Annotated in this window: 14 protein-coding genes and 2 pseudogenes; 4 read left to right on the top strand and 12 right to left on the bottom strand. The window is 73.8% G+C overall.

The window, feature by feature from the left end; translation table 11 throughout:
- Nucleotides 1–219 precede the first annotated feature (219 nt).
- The 8 genes from MXD57_RS18780 to MXD57_RS18745 form a co-directional block, all read right to left on the bottom strand.
- Entirely contained in the window at nt 220–2,232 is a 2,013-nt protein-coding gene (locus MXD57_RS18780; RefSeq protein WP_250402678.1) for an SWIM zinc finger family protein, read from the bottom strand.
- A complete protein-coding gene (locus tag MXD57_RS18775) occupies nt 2,229–5,090 on the bottom strand; it encodes a DEAD/DEAH box helicase (protein ID WP_250402677.1) in 2,862 nt (953 codons plus the stop codon). Before MXD57_RS18775 ends, MXD57_RS18780 begins: the two co-directional genes overlap by 4 nt.
- Before the next feature lie 132 nt (nt 5,091–5,222).
- Nucleotides 5,223–5,804: a sugar kinase gene (locus MXD57_RS18770; protein WP_250402676.1), complete on the bottom strand. Its 582-nt coding sequence runs from the start codon at nt 5,802–5,804 to the stop codon at nt 5,223–5,225.
- Nucleotides 5,801–6,946: an ROK family glucokinase gene (locus tag MXD57_RS18765; RefSeq protein WP_250402675.1), complete on the bottom strand. Its 1,146-nt coding sequence runs from the start codon at nt 6,944–6,946 to the stop codon at nt 5,801–5,803. The genes MXD57_RS18770 and MXD57_RS18765 overlap by 4 nt, the downstream gene beginning before the upstream one ends.
- Nucleotides 6,947–7,090: 144 nt before the next feature.
- Nucleotides 7,091–7,894, bottom strand: coding sequence for an ATP-binding cassette domain-containing protein (locus MXD57_RS18760; protein ID WP_250402697.1), 804 nt, complete (start codon nt 7,892–7,894; stop codon nt 7,091–7,093).
- Nucleotides 7,861–8,901: an ABC transporter permease gene (locus MXD57_RS18755; RefSeq protein WP_250402674.1), complete on the bottom strand. Its 1,041-nt coding sequence runs from the start codon at nt 8,899–8,901 to the stop codon at nt 7,861–7,863. Before MXD57_RS18755 ends, MXD57_RS18760 begins: the two co-directional genes overlap by 34 nt.
- Nucleotides 8,898–9,902: a sugar ABC transporter substrate-binding protein gene (locus MXD57_RS18750; protein ID WP_250402673.1), complete on the bottom strand. Its 1,005-nt coding sequence runs from the start codon at nt 9,900–9,902 to the stop codon at nt 8,898–8,900. The genes MXD57_RS18755 and MXD57_RS18750 overlap by 4 nt, the downstream gene beginning before the upstream one ends.
- A 229-nt stretch (nt 9,903–10,131) precedes the next feature.
- A complete protein-coding gene (locus tag MXD57_RS18745) occupies nt 10,132–10,869 on the bottom strand; it encodes a GntR family transcriptional regulator (protein ID WP_250402696.1) in 738 nt (245 codons plus the stop codon).
- Between the two features lie 130 nt (nt 10,870–10,999).
- Between MXD57_RS18745 and MXD57_RS18740 the strand changes: the two genes are divergently transcribed.
- Nucleotides 11,000–12,022, top strand: coding sequence for a Gfo/Idh/MocA family protein (locus MXD57_RS18740; protein ID WP_250402672.1), 1,023 nt, complete (start codon nt 11,000–11,002; stop codon nt 12,020–12,022).
- A 30-nt stretch (nt 12,023–12,052) separates the two neighbouring features.
- On the opposite strand, the gene MXD57_RS18735 is transcribed toward MXD57_RS18740, so the two are convergent.
- A complete protein-coding gene (locus tag MXD57_RS18735; RefSeq protein ID WP_250402671.1) occupies nt 12,053–13,243 on the bottom strand; it encodes a cytochrome P450 family protein in 1,191 nt (396 codons plus the stop codon).
- A 233-nt stretch (nt 13,244–13,476) separates the two neighbouring features.
- Between MXD57_RS18735 and MXD57_RS32015 the strand changes: the two are divergent.
- Both MXD57_RS32015 and MXD57_RS18725 read left to right on the top strand, forming a co-directional pair.
- Nucleotides 13,477–13,665, top strand: a pseudogene (locus tag MXD57_RS32015) (hypothetical protein).
- 326 nt (nt 13,666–13,991) lie between these two features.
- Nucleotides 13,992–14,222 carry an MbtH family protein gene (locus MXD57_RS18725; protein WP_250402670.1) on the top strand — a complete coding sequence of 77 codons (231 nt, stop codon included), beginning with the start codon at nt 13,992–13,994 and terminating at the stop codon, nt 14,220–14,222.
- A gap of 574 nt (nt 14,223–14,796) precedes the next feature.
- Here MXD57_RS18725 and MXD57_RS18720 read toward each other — a convergent pair.
- A complete protein-coding gene (locus MXD57_RS18720; protein WP_250402669.1) occupies nt 14,797–15,609 on the bottom strand; it encodes an AIM24 family protein in 813 nt (270 codons plus the stop codon).
- 112 nt (nt 15,610–15,721) lie between these two features.
- Here MXD57_RS18720 and MXD57_RS18715 point away from each other — a divergent pair.
- Nucleotides 15,722–15,832: pseudogene (locus MXD57_RS18715) on the top strand (SDR family oxidoreductase); the annotation flags it as partial.
- A 139-nt stretch (nt 15,833–15,971) separates the two neighbouring features.
- Here MXD57_RS18715 and alc read toward each other — a convergent pair.
- Nucleotides 15,972–17,087, bottom strand: a complete 1,116-nt coding sequence (gene alc, locus MXD57_RS18710; protein WP_250402668.1) for an allantoicase — start codon at nt 17,085–17,087, stop codon at nt 15,972–15,974.
- A gap of 55 nt (nt 17,088–17,142) precedes the next feature.
- Nucleotides 17,143–18,480 carry an allantoinase AllB gene (gene allB / locus MXD57_RS18705; protein ID WP_250402667.1) on the bottom strand — a complete coding sequence of 446 codons (1,338 nt, stop codon included), beginning with the start codon at nt 18,478–18,480 and terminating at the stop codon, nt 17,143–17,145.
- Between the last annotated feature and the right edge of the window lie 208 nt (nt 18,481–18,688).

Here is an 18,688-nt window from a genome sequence, read left to right as displayed (position 1 = left end):
GGCTCCGGTGACCTCGACGGACCCGGCGCGTGCACGGCCCGCCCGGAGAGGGTCGATCCGGAGAGGCGACCGGCCGGCGGCCGGCGGGAGCGATCCGGGAGCCGGTGCCGGACGGCGCCGGCACGAGCCCGGCTCCGTCCACGACGGCCCGGGCGCGGCGGGCTCCCGACCGGTGGGCCGTGTCCCGGACACACGGACACACGGACACCGGGGCGCGGCCTACGACTCGTCCGGGGCGCCCAGGCCGGTCAGGGCCCCGACGGGGTCCGGGTCGGCCGTGCCCCGGGGCCACCAGTCGTCCCGGCCCGGCTCCGACTCGTAGGCGTACCAGAGGCCGTCGCGGCCCAGGCGGAGCTGGACGTGGCCGCGCGGGTGGGTGAGGTGGTTGCGCCAGGGGCGGAACGCCGGGAGGTCGGCGGCCAGCAGCAGCGGGCGGGCCCGGTCGAAGCGGCCGGCCGGCGGGTCCCAGGGGTCCTCCAGGACGGCCAGCCCCTCCGGGCCGCCCTGCCGCCAGGCGGCGACCGCGCGGGCCAGTTCGGCCGGGGTACGACCGACCGCTGCGGCGAGCGTCGCGTACAGCGCGCGGGTGGCGGCGGTCAGACCGGAGCCCGGGCGTGCCGCGGCGAGCCGTACGGCGTCCTGCCAGAGCGTGAGTTCACCGACCGGGTCGGCTCCGGTGGTGAGCAGGGCGTGCGCGCGGGCGGCGGCGTCGGTGGCGAGCTGGTCCAGCGCGAGGGGGTCCGGGCCGCCGGGCGCCGCCGGGTACACCGGCGGCTGCTCCGGGTGCGGCGGGACGGGCAGGGGCTGCGGCAGGGGCGGCAGCCGGCGCGGGGCGAGGGCGTCGGCGGCACGGATCCCGGGGAGCGAACTCGGCGCCCCCTCCCGGGCGGCGCGGGCCGATCGCGCGGCGCTGCGGCGGGACAGGGCGTCCAGCAGCTCGCGCTCACCGCGGCCGCGCAGCAGGAGCAGCACGAAGGGGTCGGCGTCGAGCAGGCGTGCCGTCTGGTAGCAGAGGGCGGCCGCGTGTTTGCAGGGGTGGGCGGAGTCGGGGCAACTGCAGCGGGGGGCGAGATCGCGGGGGCCGGGCAGCAGGGGCACGCCGCAGTCGGCGAGTGACTCGGGCAGTTCCCTGTCGAGCAGCGCCGCGATGTGGCCCGGCCGGTCCGCGGCCGCGTCCAGGAAGCGTTCCCAGCCGTCGTCCTCCAGGGTGCGCAGGCGCACCTGCACCCGGTACGGGCGCGGGCGGCTCCCCCGCACGTACGCCAGCACCAGGCCGGGCGTCACCGTGATCGCGTCCACGTTGCCCCCGTCCGCGTAGCCCCGGCCACGGGCCAGCCTCCTGGCGTCCAGCGCGCCCCGCTCCAGCGCGTCGACCCAGGCGTTGCCCCACCAGGTGCCGGCGAACGCGGAGCTCTCTTCCCGGGCCGTCCGGGGCGGGAACGCCGGGAAGGTGCGGCGCAGTTCGGAGTCCCGGTGCGGCGTGGCCATGGTGCCGGGCACCGGCGGGGGCGCCGCCGCGCCCCGGTCCGGGCGGACGGGGGTGCCGGTGTCGCCCGGCTCGTCCCCGCCCTCCGGGGACTCCGGGGCGCCGGGCGCGTCCGTGATCTCCGGTCCGTCGGTCGAGGAGGGCATGCGGAAGGCGGTGTTCAGGAACTGCCGCATGTCCTGGACGGCTCGGGCGCGTGCGGCTCGTGGCTCCTCGCCGGGCGGTCCGGAGGCGGCGGGCGTCCGGGACGGTCCGGAGGCCCGGCGGGCGGACGCGCGGCCCCCGCGTCCTGCGCCGCCTTCCGCGGCCCGGGCCCGCGACGCCTCCCGCCGGGCCGCGCGCAGTGCCTCCCGCGCGACGTCACCGGGTCGCTCTCCGGCGGAGGCGGCGCCGGATGCCGGCGCATCCCCGCCGGGTGGAGCCGCGTCGGGGGACGGTGCCGTGCCGGAGGAAGGGGCCGCCCCGCCGGCTCGGCCCGCCTCGGACGACGCAGCCGCCTCGGCGGGTGGGCCGGACCGCTGGGCGCCTGCGTGGTCCGGGTCGGCCGTCACGGCGCGCAGTGCCGCCCTGGCGATGTCGCCGGGGCGGGGATCGGCCGGGGCGGCGCGGTCCGCGCCGGAGTCGGTGCCGGCCGGTGCGCCCTCCGGTTCGGGGTCCGTCTCGCGCTGAGCGGCCCCGGTGCGCCCGCGTGCGGTGCGCAGGGCCTCACGGGCGGCGTCGCCGGGACGCCGGTCCCCGCTCGTCATGAGGACCTCCGCAGTGTGACCAGGTCGGACAGTTCACGGTCCGTCAGCTCCGTCAGGGCGGACTCACCGGAGCCGAGGACGGCGTCGGCGAGGGCCCTCTTGGAGGCGAGCATCTCGGCGATGCGGTCCTCCACCGTGCCCTCGGTGACCAGGCGGTGGACCTGAACGGGCTGGGTCTGGCCGATGCGGTACGCGCGGTCGGTGGCCTGCTCCTCGACGGCCGGGTTCCACCAGCGGTCGAAGTGGACGACATGGCCCGCGCGGGTGAGGTTCAGGCCGGTACCGGCCGCCTTCAGGGAGAGCACCAGCACGGGTGTCCCGCCGCTCTGGAAGCGGTCGACCATGCGCTCGCGCTCCGGGACCGGCGTGCCGCCGTGCAGCAGGTCGACGGGGATCGCGCGGGCGGACAGGTGGGCGGTGACGAGCCGGGCCATGCCGACGTACTGGGTGAAGACGAGGGCGGAGCCGTCCTCGGCGAGCACGGTGTCCAGCAGTTCGTCCAGCAGGGCGAGTTTGCCGGACCGGGCGGCCAGCCGGTCGGTGCGGGCGTCCTCCTTGAGGTACAGCGCGGGGTGGTCGCAGATCTGCTTCAGGGCGCCGAGGAGTTTCAGGACCAGGCCACGCCGGCCGATGCCCTCCGCGGTCTCGATGGCCAGCATGGACTCGCGCACCACGGCCTCGTACAGGGCGGCCTGCTCACGGGTGAGCGGCACCGGGTGGTCGGTCTCGGTCTTGGGCGGCAGCTCGGGCACGATGCCGGGGTCGGACTTCCTGCGGCGCAGCAGGAACGGTCGGACCAGCCGGGACAGCCGCTGCACCGCCTCCTGGTCCTCGCCGTTCTCCACGGCGCGCGCGTGCCGGGCGCGGAAGGACTTCAGCGGGCCGAGCAGACCGGGCGTGGTCCAGTCGAGGAGGGCCCACAGTTCGGAGAGGTTGTTCTCCACCGGGGTGCCGGTGAGGGCCACGCGCGCGGGCGCCGGGATGGTCCGCAGCGCCTTGGCGGTCGCGGAGTACGGGTTCTTCACGTGCTGCGCCTCGTCGGCGACGACCATCCCCCAGGGCTGCCCGGCGAGCCGCTCGGCGGTGGAGCGCATCGTGCCGTACGTGGTGAGGACGAAGCCGCCGGCCAGGCCGTCCAGGGTGCGGTCGGGGCCGTGGAAGCGGCGGACGGGGACACCGGGCGCGAACCGGGTGATCTCGCGCTGCCAGTTGCCCAGCAGGGACGCGGGGCAGACCACCAGGGTCGGCTCGGTGCGGGCCCGCTTCAGGTGCAGGGCGATGAGCGTGACCGTCTTGCCCAGGCCCATGTCGTCGGCGAGGCAGCCGCCGAGGCCGAGGGAGGTCATCAGGTCGAGCCAGGCCAGGCCGCGCAACTGGTAGTCGCGGAGGGTGGCGGCGAGTCCGGCGGGCGGTTCGGCCGGGGGCGTTCCGGCGCAGAGGCGGTCGCGCAGGGCAGCGAGCGCGCCGGTCGGGACGGCGTCGACGGTCTCGCCGTCCACCTCGGCGGTGCCGGTGAGCGCGACGGACAGCGCGTCGACCGGGTCGAGCAGGCCCAGTTCGCGTTTGCGGGCCTTGCGGGCCAGGGCCGGATCGACCAGCACCCAGCGGTCGCGCAGTCGTACGACCGGCCGGTGGGCCTCGGCGAGCGCGTCCATCTCGGCCTCGCTGAGCGGTTCCCCGCCGAGTGCGAGCTGCCAGCCGAACCGCAGCAGCTCCTCGCTCTCGAAGAACCCCGTGCCGTCGGTGGCCGAGCCGGGCGCCGGGCGCACCACGGCGGCGGCACCGAGGTCACGGGCGAGGTCGCGGGGCCAGTGCACGGCGACCCCGGCGGCGCCGAGCCGCGCGGTGGCCACGCCGAGCAGGTCGCCGAGCTCCTCCTCCGACAGGGCGAGGACGTCGGGGACGTCCTGCTCGGTGAGCCGGTGCAGCGGCGGCCACACCCGGGCCGCGCGCCGTACCGCGAGGGCGGCGTCGACGTGGGCGCGCGGCCCGAACGCGGCGTCCGCCGCACCGGCCCACAGGGCGGCCGCGTCGGCCATCAGGGTGGGGTCGGCGAGGCTGTGCACCTGGACGATCGCGGCCCCGGCGGCGCGGGCTCCGGCGGCGGTTCCGGCGTCGAAGACGTCGTACGCGGACAGGTCGAGGCGCAGCGAGATCCGTACGCCCGCGTCCATGCCGGCGGCGACCTCCGCGGCCCAGCCGTGCGCGTGCGGCAGGGACTGGGGCTCCCGGGCGGCGAACGGGCGGCCCGCGCTGTGGGCGGCGGCCGGGGTGCGGGGCAGCGTGTCGGCGACCGCGTCCAGGAAGGAGCGGACCAGCGCCTCCGGTTCGGGCAGCCGCAGCGGGCCGGGTTCCGGCAGCGGGACCGCGTGGCCCTCGGGCGGCAGGGCGGCGGCCACCGCGCGCAGATGGGTGAGGTCGCCGGGCTCCAGTGGACCGGCGCGCCAGGCGTCGTGACCGCCGGGAGTCAGGCCGGGCAGCAGGCGGCCGCGGGCGACGAGGCGCAGGGCGTGCAGCGCGGCGGCGCCCCAGCAGGCGGTGGCCGGGTGGGCGGCCGGGTCGCGCCGGGCCCGCACCAGCAGGGGCAGGGCGTCGGCGATCGGCAGGGTCAGCGCGGGCACCCGCCGGCGGCGTGCCCCCGCTCCGTGGCGCCGTACGACGGTCAGCTCCTCCACGGCGGGCGCGCCGGTCCCCCCGCCGTCGGGCAGCGGGCCGCCCTCGGGGTCCCAGAAGGCGATCCGGCTCTCGCGCGGGACGGGCGCGGGCAGGTAGACGCAGGCGAGGCGCACCGGTACCGGGTTCCCTGCGCGGCCGGGCCCTCCCGCCGCTCCCGGGACCGCGGTCGTGCCACCGCTCATGCGTTCTGCCACCTCCCGCCCGGGTCCTGGACCGTCCGGACGTCCTCGACTCTACGGGCGGGGTCCGACAACCGGGTGCGGCGGCCGGGCGGCGCCGTCGCCCCAGGGGCCCGGTGGCCTCGGGCGACCGCGCTACGGCACCGTGCGCGAGACGACGTACACCATCGGGAAGTTCGGGTCGGCCATGTTCACCAGCACGTCCTGGGTGGGCGCCGGGTTCCGCTGCGGATGGGTCAGCCCGAACCACGGGCCGGGTCCGGTGAAGTTCCAGCCGGAGACCTCGCGGTCGCGGGCGCTGATCGGCCTGGCGCCCTTCTCCAGTTCGTCCCGGCGTACGCCCATGGCGCCCAGGAAGCTCTCCAGTCCGGCGCTGTTGGTGCGGAACTGTATGTACAGCCGGCTGGTCTTCCAGTTGTTGGTCTCGTAGTAGGCGATGTAGTCGGCGGGGTGCGGAACGGCCACCTGGTAGATGCGGCGCTGCACCTTGGAGGGGAAGCCCGGGGTGAGGCCGGTCGCCGAGTACTTCTCCTCCTTGTCCCTGCCGCTGCTGCGGCTCTGGTTGGCGGAGATCACGAGATAGCCCGCGGGGACCCCGATGAGCAGCACGATGATCAGCAGGGTGAGGGTCCTGCGCTTCGTCCTGTGACGGGGGTTCTCCACGGTCCGGCGCGGCTCGTCCGGCGGCGCGGCCTGGTGCGGCACCGACGCGGTCATGCGGTGTCCTGGTCGCGGAGGGCCCGCGCGTACCGCTCGTAGCGCTCGTGGCGCTCCACCCGGCGCCGCTTGGCCCGCCGGAACCGGCGGGCGACCAGCCGGGCGAGGTCGGCGGCGCCCACCATGCCGGCATCGGGGCCGAGCTGGGCGCGGGTGATACGGGCCTCGGGGCGGTAGCCGCGGCCGGTGAGGTGGCGCTTGAACGCGTCCCGGGCGGGGCCGATGAGCAGGTCGTCGGCCGCGCTGACCCCGCCGCCGATCACGAAGCAGGAGGGGTCGAGTGCGGCCGCCAGGTTGGCGATGCCGACGCCGAGCCACTGCCCGATGTCCTGCAGCAGCTCGACGCACATGGCGTCGCCCTCGCGGGCCAGCTCGGTGATCATCGGGCCGGAGATGTCGTCGATGGCGCCCTTGACGTGCTCGATGATCCCGTAGGCCACCGGGGAGTCGGCCGCGGCCAGTTCCTTGGCCTCCCGGACGAGCGCGTTGCCCGAGCTGTACTGCTCCCAGCAGCCGCGGTTGCCGCACGGGCACCGGTGGCCGCCGGGCACCACCTGCATGTGGCCGAACTCACCGGCCACACCGTACTTGCCGCGTTTGACCTGGCCGTCCTCCAGGATGGCGCCGCCGATGCCGGTGCCGAGGGTGATCATGACCAGGTGGTCCTCACCGCGTCCCGCGCCGAAGCGCCACTCCGCCCAGGCTGCAGTGTTGGCGTCGTTGTCCACCAGGACCGGTACGGACAGGCGGCCGGCGAGGCGGTCCCGCAGGGGCTCGTTGCGCCAGGACAGGTGGGGCGCGAACAGGACGCGGTTGCGGTCGGCGTCGACCCAGCCGGCCGCGCCGATGCCGACCGCGTGCACGTCGTGCCGGTCGGACAGGTCCAGCACCAGCTCGGCGATGGTGTCCTCGACCACCTTGGGGCTCTTGGACTTGTCCGGGGTCTCCGTGCGGAGCTTCTCCAGGATGTTGCCGTCGGCGTCCACCACGCCCGCCATGACCTTGGTGCCGCCGATGTCGATGCCGACCGTGGGCACGCGGGGCGCGGTCAGGTGCGAGCGGCGTTCCCTGGTCCCGACCGTGCGCAGCACGGGGGCCCGTCGGGAGCCGATGGGTGCGGTGAGGTCGCGGTAGGTGCTCATCGTTGCTCGATTCTGCCTCACCGCGGGGGCGGGTGCCGTATCCGGCCGCGGACCGGCGGGTGCGCGATCGGTGCCCTGCGGGGTCCGTCCGGTCCGGTCGCGGCCACCCGGCGGGGCCCCGGGCCGGCACGGTCCCGCGGCCCCTCAGCCGCGCTCCAGTTCGTGGCGCAGAGCGTCCAGGTCGGACCCTCCCGCCATCTGCTGGGTCAGCTCGTCCAGGGTGATGCCGTCCCGTGTGTGATTGCCCACCATCGTGCCCCGCCGCAGCAGGACGAACCTGTCGCCCACCAGGTACGCGTGGTGCGGGTTGTGGGTGATCAGCACGACGCCCAGGCCCTCGTCACGTGCCGCCGCCACGTACTTCAGCACCACGCCCGACTGCTTCACGCCCAGCGCCGCCGTCGGTTCGTCCAGGATCAGGACCTTCGCGCCGAAGTGGACGGCGCGGGCGATCGCCACGCACTGGCGCTCGCCGCCGGAGAGGGTGCCGATGGGCTGGTCGACGTCGCGCAGGTCGATGCCCATGCGCAGCAGTGCCTCGCGCGTGGTGCGGCGCATGAGGTCGATGTCCAGGCGTTTGAAGGGCCCCGCGCCCCGGCGGGGCTCCGAGCCCAGGAAGAAGTTGCGCCAGACCGGCATCAGGGGAACGACGGCGAGGTCCTGGTAGACCGTGGCGATGCCCCGGTCCAGGGCCTCGCGCGGGGAGGACAGGGTCGTCTCCTCGCCCTCGATGCGCAGGGTGCCGCCGTCGTGCCGGTGCAGGCCCGCGACGATCTTGATCAGGGTCGACTTGCCGGCCCCGTTGTCACCGAGGACACAGGTGATCTCCCCGGAACGGACCTCGAGGGAGACGCCTTCGAGGGCGCGGACGGTGCCGTAGTTCTTGCTGACGTCGGTCAGCTCGACCAGGGAAGTCACTTGTCGGCCTCCGCGCGCTTGCGGACCCAGGCGTTGAGCAGGGTCGCGAGGAGCAGCATCGCTCCGAGGAAGAACTTGAACCAGTCCGGGTTCCACTCGGCGAAGACGATGCCCTTGCTGGTCATGCCGAACAGGAGCGCGCCGACCGCCGAGCCGACGGCGCTGCCGTAGCCGCCGGTGATGAGGCAGCCGCCGATGACGGCCGCGATGATGTAGATCAGCTCGTTGCCGACGCCCTCGCCGGACTGTACGGCGTCGAAGGAGAAGAGCAGGTGCTGGCCGGAGATCCAGGCACCGAGCGCCACACCCATGTAGAGGCCGATCTTCGTCCCGGTGACGGGGACGCCGACCGCGCGGGCCGCGTCCTGGTTGCCGCCGACCGCGAAGATCCAGTTGCCGGCGCGGGTGCGCATCAGGATCCAGGAGGCGAGGGCGACCAGGCCCAGCCACCACAGGATGGTGACCTTGAAGCCCACGCCGCCGACGGTGAGGGTCGAGGCGAACACGGCGTGGGCGCTCGGGAAGCCCTCCATGTCGGCGATGCTCTTGGTGGAGACGGTGTCGTCGATCAGCTTGGTGAGGCCGAGGTTCATACCGGTCAGCATCAGGAAGGTGCCGAGCGTGATGATGAAGCTGGGCAGTCGCGTGCGGGTCAGCATGAAGCCGTTGAAGGCGCCGATCGCCAGCGTGACCAGCAGCGACACACCTACGCCGACCCAGGTGTTCGCGGTCATCTGGTAGCTGGACATCGACGAGACGAGCGCCGAGGACGTCACCAGGACGCCGGCGGACAGGTCGAACTCGCCGCCGATCATCAGCAGCGCCACGGGGACGGCCATGATGCCGATGGTCGAGGAGGCGTACAGGACCGTGCTGAGACTGGCGGCGCGCAGGAAGCCGTCGGCGGCGACGGCGAAGAAGACGAAGACGGCGAGCGCGCCGACCACCGAGCCCAGCTCCGGGCGGGCGAGCAGCTTCCGCAGCGGCGAACCCGGCAGGAGTCTGTCGTCCGCCGCCCGGTCGAGGGTGGCGGTCACCGGGTGCCCCGCTCGGTGTAGTCGGCCAGCGCGGCGGCCTGGTCCCGGGTGACGATCTGCGGGCCGGTCAGCACGGGCCGGCCGCCGCCGAGGACGTCGCCGTTGTACTTGTACAGCCAGAGCAGGTCCACGGCCTGGTAGCCCTGCAGGTAGGGCTGCTGGTCCACGGCGAAGCCGAGGGTGCCGTCCGTCAGCTCGGCGGCGACCTTGGCGTTGAGGTCGAAGGTGTCGATCTCCGCCTTGCTGCCCGCGCCCTTCTTCGCCTGCACGGCGGTGTCGGCGTACGGGGCGCCCAGGGTGACGACCGAGTCGACGGAGGGGTCCGCCTGCAGCTTGGCCTCGACGGCGGACTGCACGTCGGGCATGTTGGTGCCGTTGACGTACAGCTTCCGCACGGTGCCGCGGAAGGTCTTGGCCACGCCGTCGCAGCGCTGTTCGTGACCGACGTTGCCCTGCTCGTGCAGGACGCACAGGGCCTTCTTCCTCCCGCGTTTGTTCAGCTCCTCGCCGACGGCCTCGCCGGCGACGGTCTCGTCCTGGCCGATGTGGGTCAGGGCGCCGAAGGCCTTGGACTCCTCGGAGCCCGAGTTCACGGTGATCACCGGGATGCCGGCCTTCTCGGCACGGGCGACGGCGGCTTTGAGGGCGTCGGGCTTGGCGAGGGTGACGATGATGGCGTCGACCTTCTTGTCGACCGCCGCGTCCACGAGCTGGGCCTGCTGCTGCGCCTCGTCGTCGTGCGAGTACAGGAAGTTGATGTTGTCCTTGCGGGCGGCCTGCTTGGCCCCGCTCTGCACGATGTCCCAGAAGGTGTCGCCGTCTCCCGAGTGGGTGATCATCGCGAAGGTCCAGCGGGGGGTGTTCACCGCCGCCCGCCCCTGGGCGGCGGCGGCCTTGCGGGCGTCCTCCGCCCGTTTGCCTCCGGTGCTGCTGCACCCGGCCAGGGACACCGAGAGTGCCCCTGCCAGCGCGATGCCTGCCCAGGTCCGAAACCGTGCCACGAGGCCGTGCCCTTCCTGCCGTGTCCGTCCGTACGCGAGGGGCCGGCGAACATCTCGACGGCCCCGAACACTCCAGTATCGAACACGGGGACCACTCCTGGCACCGCCGGGGAGCCCCTGCCCGTCGACTTGTCCGGACATTGCGACGTGCCGGTGGCCGGGCGGTCGCGGGCGCGGGCCCGGCGATCACGTGCGGGCGGGGCGGTGGCCCGGGGGTGCGAGCCGGTGCTCAGGGGCGTACCAGGAGCTGGAACTCGAAGGAGTAGCGGCCGGGACGGTAGGTGTGGTCGCCGTACTCCACGGCGCGGCCGGTGTCGTCGAAGGTGGTGCGCCGCATGGTGAGCAGCGGGGCGCCCTCCGCCTCGAAGAGCCGCTCGGCCTCGGCGGCCGTGGCGCCCCGGGCGCCGATGGACTGGCGGGCGCTGTGCAGGGTGATCCCGGCGGAGCGCATCAGCCGGTACAGGCCGGTGGCCTCCAGTCTGCCGGTGTCCAGGTCGAGCAGGCCGGTCGGCAGATGGTTGATCAGGTACGCCATCGGCTCGTCGTGCGCCAGGCGCAGCCGCTCGACGCGGTGGACGTCGCCGCCCTCGGGTACGCCGAGCGCGGCGGCGATCTCGGCGGGGGCGGGGACGACGGTGTTGACCAGGACCCTGGTCTCGGGACGCAGCCCGGCCGCCTCCAGGTCGTCGTAGAGGCTGCTCAGCTCCAGGGGGCGCTTGACCTGGCTGTGCACGACCTGGGTGCCCACACCCCGGCGGCGGACCAGCAGTCCCTTGTCGACGAGGGACTGGATGGCCTGGCGGACCGTGGGCCGGGACAGGCCGAGCCGGGCGGCCAGCTCTATCTCGTTTCCCAGCAGGCTGCCGGGCGTGAGGCCGCCGTGCTCGATCGCGGCCTCGAGCTGCTGGGAGAGCTGGAAGTACAACGGCACCGGGGAACTGCGGTCCACGCGGAGGTCGAGTGACACGGTCGGGTCCACCACTGGTTTGGGCACGGGCTCGAGCGTAGCCGCGTGCCCGGATGACGGGAAGTCGTGTAGTCCGGTTGTCCGGACATTGCGATTGACAGGGTGCCGGGTCCGCCCTCACTTTGTTTCCATGCGCATCGGGGTCATCGGTACGGGCCGCATCGGCACCATTCATGCGAACACGCTCAGCCGCAGTCGCGAGGTCGGGTCGCTGATCCTGACCGACGCGGATCCGGCGCGGGCACAGGCGCTCGCGTACCGGCTGGGCGAGACGGCGGCGCCGGGGGTGGAGGAGATCTTCCGGTGGGGCGTGGACGCGGTGGTGATCACCACGGCGACCGCGGCGCACGCCGAGCTGATCGGCCGGGCGGCCCGGTCCGGCCTGCCGGTCTTCTGCGAGAAGCCCATAGCGCTCGACCTGCCGGGCACGCTGCAGGCGCTCGCCGAGGTCGAGGCGGCGGGGACGGTGCTGCAGATGGGTTTCCAGCGGCGCTTCGACCCGGGGTACGCGGGCGCCCGGGAGGCGGTGCGCTCGGGCCGGCTCGGACGGCTGCACACCGTGCGGGCGACGACCTCCGACCAGTCCCCTCCCCCGCCGGACTGGCTGCCGCTGTCCGGCGGTCTGTTCCGGGACACGCTGATCCACGACTTCGACGCGCTGCGCTGGGTGACGGGTCGTGAGGTGACGGACGTGTACGCGGCCGGCTCGGACGCCGGGCCGCCGATGTTCCGCCAGGCCGGGGACGTCAGCACCGGCGGTGCCCTGCTCACCCTGGACGACGGCACGCTCGCCACGGCCACGGCGACCCGGCTGAACGGCGCCGGATACGACGTCCGGATGGAGCTGGCCGGGGAGCGGGACACGGTCGTGGTGGGCCTGGACGACCGTACGCCGGTCGCGTCCACCGAGCCCACCGGGCCGCCGGCCGCCTCCCGGCCGTGGACCGGTTTCCTGGAACGGTTCGGACCGGCCTACGAGGCCGAGCTGTGCGCCTTCGTCGAGGTGCTGCGCGGTGAGCGGCCCAACCCGTGCGACGGCCAGGAGGCCCTGCAGGCGCTGCGGATCGCCGAGGCCTGCGAGGTGTCCCGGCGCGAGCGCCGCCCGGTGCGGCTGCTGGAGATCCAGGACCGCGTCCAGCCGTCGTACGGCTGACACGGCCTGGACCGGGCCGCTCGCCGCGGTTCACCAGCGCACGGGCAGAGCGCGCATCCCCCGCATCAGCATGCCCGGCAGCCACTCGCCCGGGGAGCCGTCCAGCGCCAGACCGGGGGCGCGCCGAAGGAGGGTGCCGATGGCGATTCCGCCCTCCAGGCGGGCCAGGGGCGCGCCCAGGCAGTAGTGGACGCCGTGGCCGAAGGCGAGGTGGCCGCGGGCGTCGCGGCGGATGTCGAACCGGTCCGGTTCGGCGAAGCGGTCGCCGTCGCGGCCGGCGGCGGTCAGCCCGATCATCACCGACTGGCCCTTCTCGATCACCGTGCCGGCGATCTCCAGGGATTCGGCGGCGTACCGGTACGTGCCGGTCTCCACCGGCCCCTCGAAACGCAGCATCTCCTCGACCGCGCCGTCCAGGAGGCCCATGTCGGCGCGCAGGGCGCCGAGTTGGTCCGGGTGGGTGAGCAGGGCGTGGACGCCGTTGCCGATGAGGTCGACGGTGGTCTCGTGGCCGGCGATGAGCAGCAGGTAGGCCATGCCGCCCAGTTCCCGCGAGGAGAGCCGGTCGCCGTCCTCGGCGGTGGTGCGGATCAGGTCGCTGAGCAGGTCGTCGGTGGGGCCGGCGCGCCGTTTGTCCTCGATCAGGTCCCGGAGGTACCGGGCGAGGGCGAGGACCGCGTCGTACTCGGTGTCGGCGCTGGTCGGTGCGACGACCTCGGTGGAGATCCGGCGGAACTCGGCGCGGTCCATGTCCGGGACACCGAGGAGTTCGCAGATGACGGTGAGGGGCAGCGGGTAGGCGAGCGCCTCGATGAGGTCGGCGCGGCCGCGCGGCAGCATCTCGTCCAGCAGGTCGTCGGTGATCCGCTGGATCCGGGGGCGCAGCCGCTCCACCCGGCGCATGGTGAACGCGCGGGTGACCAGGGAGCGCAGCCGGGTGTGCTGGGGCGGGTCGGTGACCAGCAGGTACTTGCCGATCTTCTCCTCGTCCAGCTGGGGCGCGCCGATCCGGGCGGTGTCCTTGGCGAGCCGGGGATCGGCGAGGGCGGCACGCGCCTCCTCGTACCCGACGACCAGCCAGGTCGTCTGGCCCGCGTCCGCCCCGCCGAGCCGTACCCGGTGCACGGGCCCCTGCTCGCGCAACTTCGCGTAGTACGGATGCGGGTCCGTGCGGAACGCGTCCCCGAACTCCCTGAGGTCGATAACCGGTTGCCTGCCCATCGCTCCCCTTCCGGACTCCCCCCGGGCCCTCCGGGGACGTCCCCGGAGCGGCTTGTGCCGTCTGACGTTGAACGCGCGGCGCGCCCGCTCAGTGCCCGTCGTCGAGGAAAGTCGCGGCGCGATGGACTTAGGGCGGTCCCGTCCGGCGCGAGGGCTGGACCTTCGACGGGCGGCGGCCGTCCCGCGGCCGATGCGCGGCGCGGGACGGCGGGTCCAGGGTGGGTCCATGAAGACTGCTGGAACTGATCGGGTTCATCGCGCTGGTGCAGGGTGTGCTGGGCCCGGTGCACGAGTTCACCCACTGGCACGTGGCGTTCGTGCAGCGGCTCGGGTTCCTCAGGGGCTACGAGGTGTAGGCGAGCGTGGCACTGCTGGTGCTGGCCCTCGCCCTGTTCGCGGCCGCGGAGGGCCAGGAGTCCTGAGCGCGTGGCACGTCGACGCGGGGAGATTTCACGTTCCTCGACGGGAAAGTCCCGCCGTCCGCCCGCAGGGCGGGCCCCGGGATTCGGCCGGACCGCCGGCCGCCGAACCCGGACTGATACCAATTCAGCAGGGCTTGCGGCCCGGTCCGATCTGTTCGGCCGGACGTCGTCGTCACTCCTGCCGTTTGACCGGCTCGGCGCGGCCTGACTCGAATACAGTCGAGCCGTGTTCCACCCGGCTGCGATACGACCGGACCTCGTTCCGGCGGATGATTCAGCCGAAACCCTTCACTCGGACCATTCACACCATCCTGCGGAGAGGCATCATGAGCGTGAATCCCTTCGACGACGAGTCCGGCCGGTTCTTCGTGCTCGTCAATGACGAGGAACAGTACTCGCTGTGGCCGGCGTTCGCCGAGATCCCGAAGGGCTGGCGGGTCGTGTTCGGCGAGGAGGGCCGGGCCGAGTGCCTGGACTTCGTCGAGAAGAACTGGACGGACATGCGCCCGAGGAGCCTGCGGGTGGCCATGGAGGCCGACAGCGGCGCCGCCGCCTGACGATCCCCGGCCACCGGAGGCCCGGTTCGCCCCACTCTGCGGGAACCGGGCCTCCATCTCCTGCGTCCCTGGCTTCCGGCCCGCGGCCGAAGACCTTCGGGCGTCCCGGCCGGAGAGGGCCCTCACCCGCGCCTGGCATCTCCAGGTCCGCACGGCGCCGGGCACCACCTGCTGTGCGCGACGGCCTGCCACGGGGTTCCGCGCAGTTCTCCCAGTTCCCCGGCGCGCGTCAGCACCCGCAGGGCGAAGCCGCGGGTGCGGCCGTCGGTCCCGGCCGCCAGCTCCGGTTGCCGGGCCGCGAGCCGGCGGACGGCGGCCCGGTCGCCGAGCGCCTGGCGGGCCGCCGCCAGGTCGGCCCGCCGGGGGCGCCATGGCCGGCAGATCGGTGCCGCGGGCCGCGAGCGGCTGGCCGCGCTCGGTGAAGTCGCGCACCCCGGGCAGCAGTTGGCCGATGGCCAGGTGGTGGTGGCCGCGTGCCCTGAGGAACCGGATGCCGGGCAGGGGCCGCAGCGCACCGAGATGCCCGGGGCCGCGACGCGACCCCGTGGGCCCGAGGCGGGTGGGGACGGCGCCCTCAGCCGGCGTGGGTCGAGAACAGACCGCCGGTCGGGCCCTGCTTGTCACCGCCCTGGGCCTTCTTCAGGGCGTTGGCGAGGCCCTCGATGGTCAGGGACTGCAGGATCACCCGGCCGTTGCCCTCCAGGGTGGCCAGGGACAGGCCCTCGCCGCCGAACACGGCGTTCATGATGCCCTGCCGGTTCAGTCCGCCGACTCGCTGGACGCCGTACTGGATGCCCTCCTCGAAGGCGACGACGCAGCCGGTGTCGACCTCGATGCGGCCGCCGAAGTCCGCCGGGTTCAGATCGATGAAGTTGCCCGCTCCGGCGATGATCACCGTGCCGTGCCCGGTGAACTTCTCCAGGACGAAGCCCTCGCCGCCGCTCATGCCGGTGCGGCCGCCCTGGAAGGCGATGCCGAACTCGACACCGCCCTCGGCGGCCACGAACGCGTCCTTCTCGGCGAACCACGCGCGCGTGCCGTCCAGCTCCAGGGCGCGCATCTCGCCGGGCAGCACGCCCGCGAAGCCGACGGTGCCCTCGCCGCCCTGGGAGGTGAAGTACTGGAAGGCCAGCGACTCACCGGCCATCATGCGCTGGCCGACCTGCATGGCGGTGCCCATGGCCTGGCGCAGCATGCCGCCCATGCCACCGGAGCCGTTCTGCTGCCGGCCGCCGTTGCCCGACGGACCGGACAGACGTGTCTCCATGGTGACGTTCGACGTCTTGAACAGGAACTTCCCCGCCTCGCAGTACACGGTCTGGCCGGGGCGCAGGTTGACTACCGCCATCTGCATGGCGTTGCCGACGATCTCTTGCTGAAGGGTCACGCGGGGAGAACGCTCGAGGTGGAGCGGAGAGTTCCGGGTGTGACGAGGTCGATGTCCGTACGCCGCCGGTGGACGGTGGCCGCGACGACTGCAATGGACGCATGACGACGAACGGATCGGGACGGCCGACGAGGTGGCGGCGACGGTGGCCCATCTGGCGGGCCCGGACGCGGCCTACGTGACCGGCGCGGAGTTCTCCGTGGACGGCGGGCACGCGGCCTGAGACGACGGCGCGCGGGGTGCACCGGTGCGGTCTCACCGGTGCACCCCGCGGCACCCGGGCGGCCGGTCCCGCCGCCGCCGGCCGCGCGGGCCTCGGGGCGCCCGTACGTGACGGCGGGGGACGCACGCCCGGCCGCGGGTCAGCCGCCCAGTTCCTGGTGGCGGGCGGCGAGCGCGGCGGCACCCTCCTCGGTCGGGGTGCCGAGGAGGCGGAGGCGGGAGATGCCGCCGTCGGGGTAGATGTCCACGCGCGCGTGGGTGCCGACGGCCGGCTCCGGCAGGACGAAGCGGTGGTTGGTGTCGGGCTGGAGGCGGGTGCGGGGCAGGATCTCCCGCCAGTCGCCGTCCTCGCCGTCGCTGACGGACACCGACGCCCAGCCCGCGCTGTTGCCCTTCAGGTACGCCGTGTCGATCTCGACGGCGCGGATCCGCGCCTGGGCGGCCAGCCGGTAGCGGATCCAGTCGTTGCCCCGGTCACGGCGGCGGCGGGTCTCCCAGCCGTCGTCCATCTTGCGGGAGCGGCCGGGCTGGATGGTGTTGGTGGCCGGGGAGTAGAAGAGGTCGGAGGCGTCCTCGACCCGGCCGCCGTTCTCCAGCGCGACCACGTCGAAGGTGCCGAGCGCCGCCAGCCACCGCGGGTCCGGGACGACCTCGCCGTACACGCGCAGGCGTGCGATGCCCCCGTCGGGGTGCTGGTTGACCCGCAGGTGTGTGAAGCGCTGCTCGACGGAGACGGTGAAGCCGTTGGCCGCGTGGCCGCCGATGCGGGTGCGCGGGACGAGCGTCGTCCACTTCACGTCGTCGCCGAGCAGTTGCTCCGGGGACGGGGAGCCGGGCACCGACGTGCCCTCCACCGACACGGCCTGCGGGTAGTTGCCGCGGAAGTGGGCGGTGTCGACCACGATCCCGCGGATCACTCCGGGCGCGCCGAGCCGTACCAGCGCCCAGTCGTGGTCCTCGTCCGTCGGCCAGGGGTGCCCGGCGGAGGCGCCGCGCCGGCGCCGGGTCTCCCAGCCGTCCATGATCTTGCCCTTGTGCCCGAAGCGCTCGGGGTCGAACTCGGCCCGCTCGGGCACCAGCAGGTTCTCCCGCTGGGCGAAGAACTCGTCGTTGGCGGCGATGACACCGGCGCCGAGTCGCCGGTCGGCGAGGTCGGCGTGCTGGGTGAAGGGGAGGTCCGCGGTGCGGTAGTCCGCGTACGGATCGCCTCCTCCGTAGGGGTTCGCGTCGCCGGTGAAGCTCGCAGTCGCCGTCACTGTGATCAGGGTTTCCTTTCGTTGGCCGGCCGCCGCGGTCGCGGCGGCCGCGGAATCAGGGGGTACGGGTCAGCAGTCGGCCCTTCGGTTCGGTGAACTCGCCTTCGAAGGCGATGCGTTGGCCGCGCAGCCAGGTGGACTTCACCACGCCGTGCAGGGTGCGGCCGGCGTAGGCGGTGACCCGGTTGCGGTGCTGCAGGCCGGCCGGGTCGACGGTGAAGGTCTCGTCGGGGGCGAGCACGGCGAAGTCGGCGTCGCGGCCGGCCTCGATGGCGCCCTTGCGGGTCAGACCGGCCAGCGCGGCCGTCCGGGTGGACATCCAGCGGACGACGTCCTCCAGTCCGTGGCCGCGCCGGCGGGCCTCGGTCCACACGGCGGGCAGGCTGAGCTGGAGGCCGGAGATCCCGCCCCAGGCGGTGGCGAAGTCGGCCGTCTTCAGGTCGGCGGTGGAGGGCGAGTGGTCGGTGACGACGCAGTCGATGGTGCCGTCGGCCAGGGCCCGCCACAGCAGGTCCTGGTTGGCGGCCTCCCGGATGGGCGGGCAGCACTTGAACTCACTCGCGCCGTCCGGGACTTCCTCCGCGGTCAGGGTGAGGTAGTGCGGGCAGGTCTCCACCGTGAGGCGCACGCCCTCGGCGCGGGCGGCGGCGATCAGCGGGAGCGCGTCGCTGGAGGAGAGGTGCAGCACGTGCACGCGGGCGTCGAGACGCTTCGCCTGCGCGATGAGTGCGGCGACGGCCGAGTCCTCGGCGGCGCGCGGGCGGGAGGCGAGGAAGTCGGCGTAGCGGGGACCGCCGTGCTGCGGGGCGGCGGCCAGCCGGTGCGGGTCCTCGGCGTGCACGATGAGCAGGCCGTCGAACCCGGCGATCTCGGCCAGGGAGCGGGCGAGGTGCTCCTGGTCGAGATGCGGGAACTCGTCGACGCCGGACGGGGAGAGGAACGCCTTGAAGCCGAAGACACCGGCGTCGTGCAGCGGGCGCAGGTCCTCCACGTTGTCGGGCAGGGCGCCGCCCCAGAAGCCGACGTCGATGTGCGCCTTGTCGGCCGCGACCTCCTGCTTGACCCGCAGGTTCCCCACGGTCGTGGTCGGCGGCAGGGAGTTGAGGGGCATGTCGACGAGCGTGGTGATGCCGCCGGCCGCGGCGGCGCGCGTGGCCGTCCAGAAGCCCTCCCACTCGCTACGGCCGGGGTCGTTGACGTGCACGTGGGTGTCGACCAGGCCGGGCAGCAGCACGTGCTCGCCGAGGTCCTCGAGTCGTGCCGCGGCCGGCACCTCGGCGTCGTACGGCAGTACGGCCGTGATGGTGCCGGCGGACACGGTGACCGTGGCGGCCCGCGTCCCCTCCGGTGTGATGACGCGCGTCGAGCGCAGCACCAGTTCAGCGTCGGACACCCGGACCCCTCTCTCTGCCGCCGTTCACGCCCGGGAAACGGGATTTACATCCACGTAACGGACTTCAACGTTCTGTTGAAGGAGTCTTCACCTCCACTCCCCCGCCGTCAAGGGGCACACTTCTGGACGGCACCGGAGGGACGGAGGCTCTGGACGTTTCCACAAAGCGGAATTATAATTCCGCTGAGCAGAACGTAGCTATGCACAA

Origin of the sequence: Streptomyces cellostaticus, from assembly GCF_023630175.1 — a bacterium.
In the GTDB taxonomy this organism is placed as follows: Bacteria; Actinomycetota; Actinomycetes; order Streptomycetales; family Streptomycetaceae; genus Streptomyces; species Streptomyces cellostaticus_A.
Note: the sequence above shows the minus strand (reverse complement) of the source record. Positions and strands in the feature narration are given on the sequence as shown.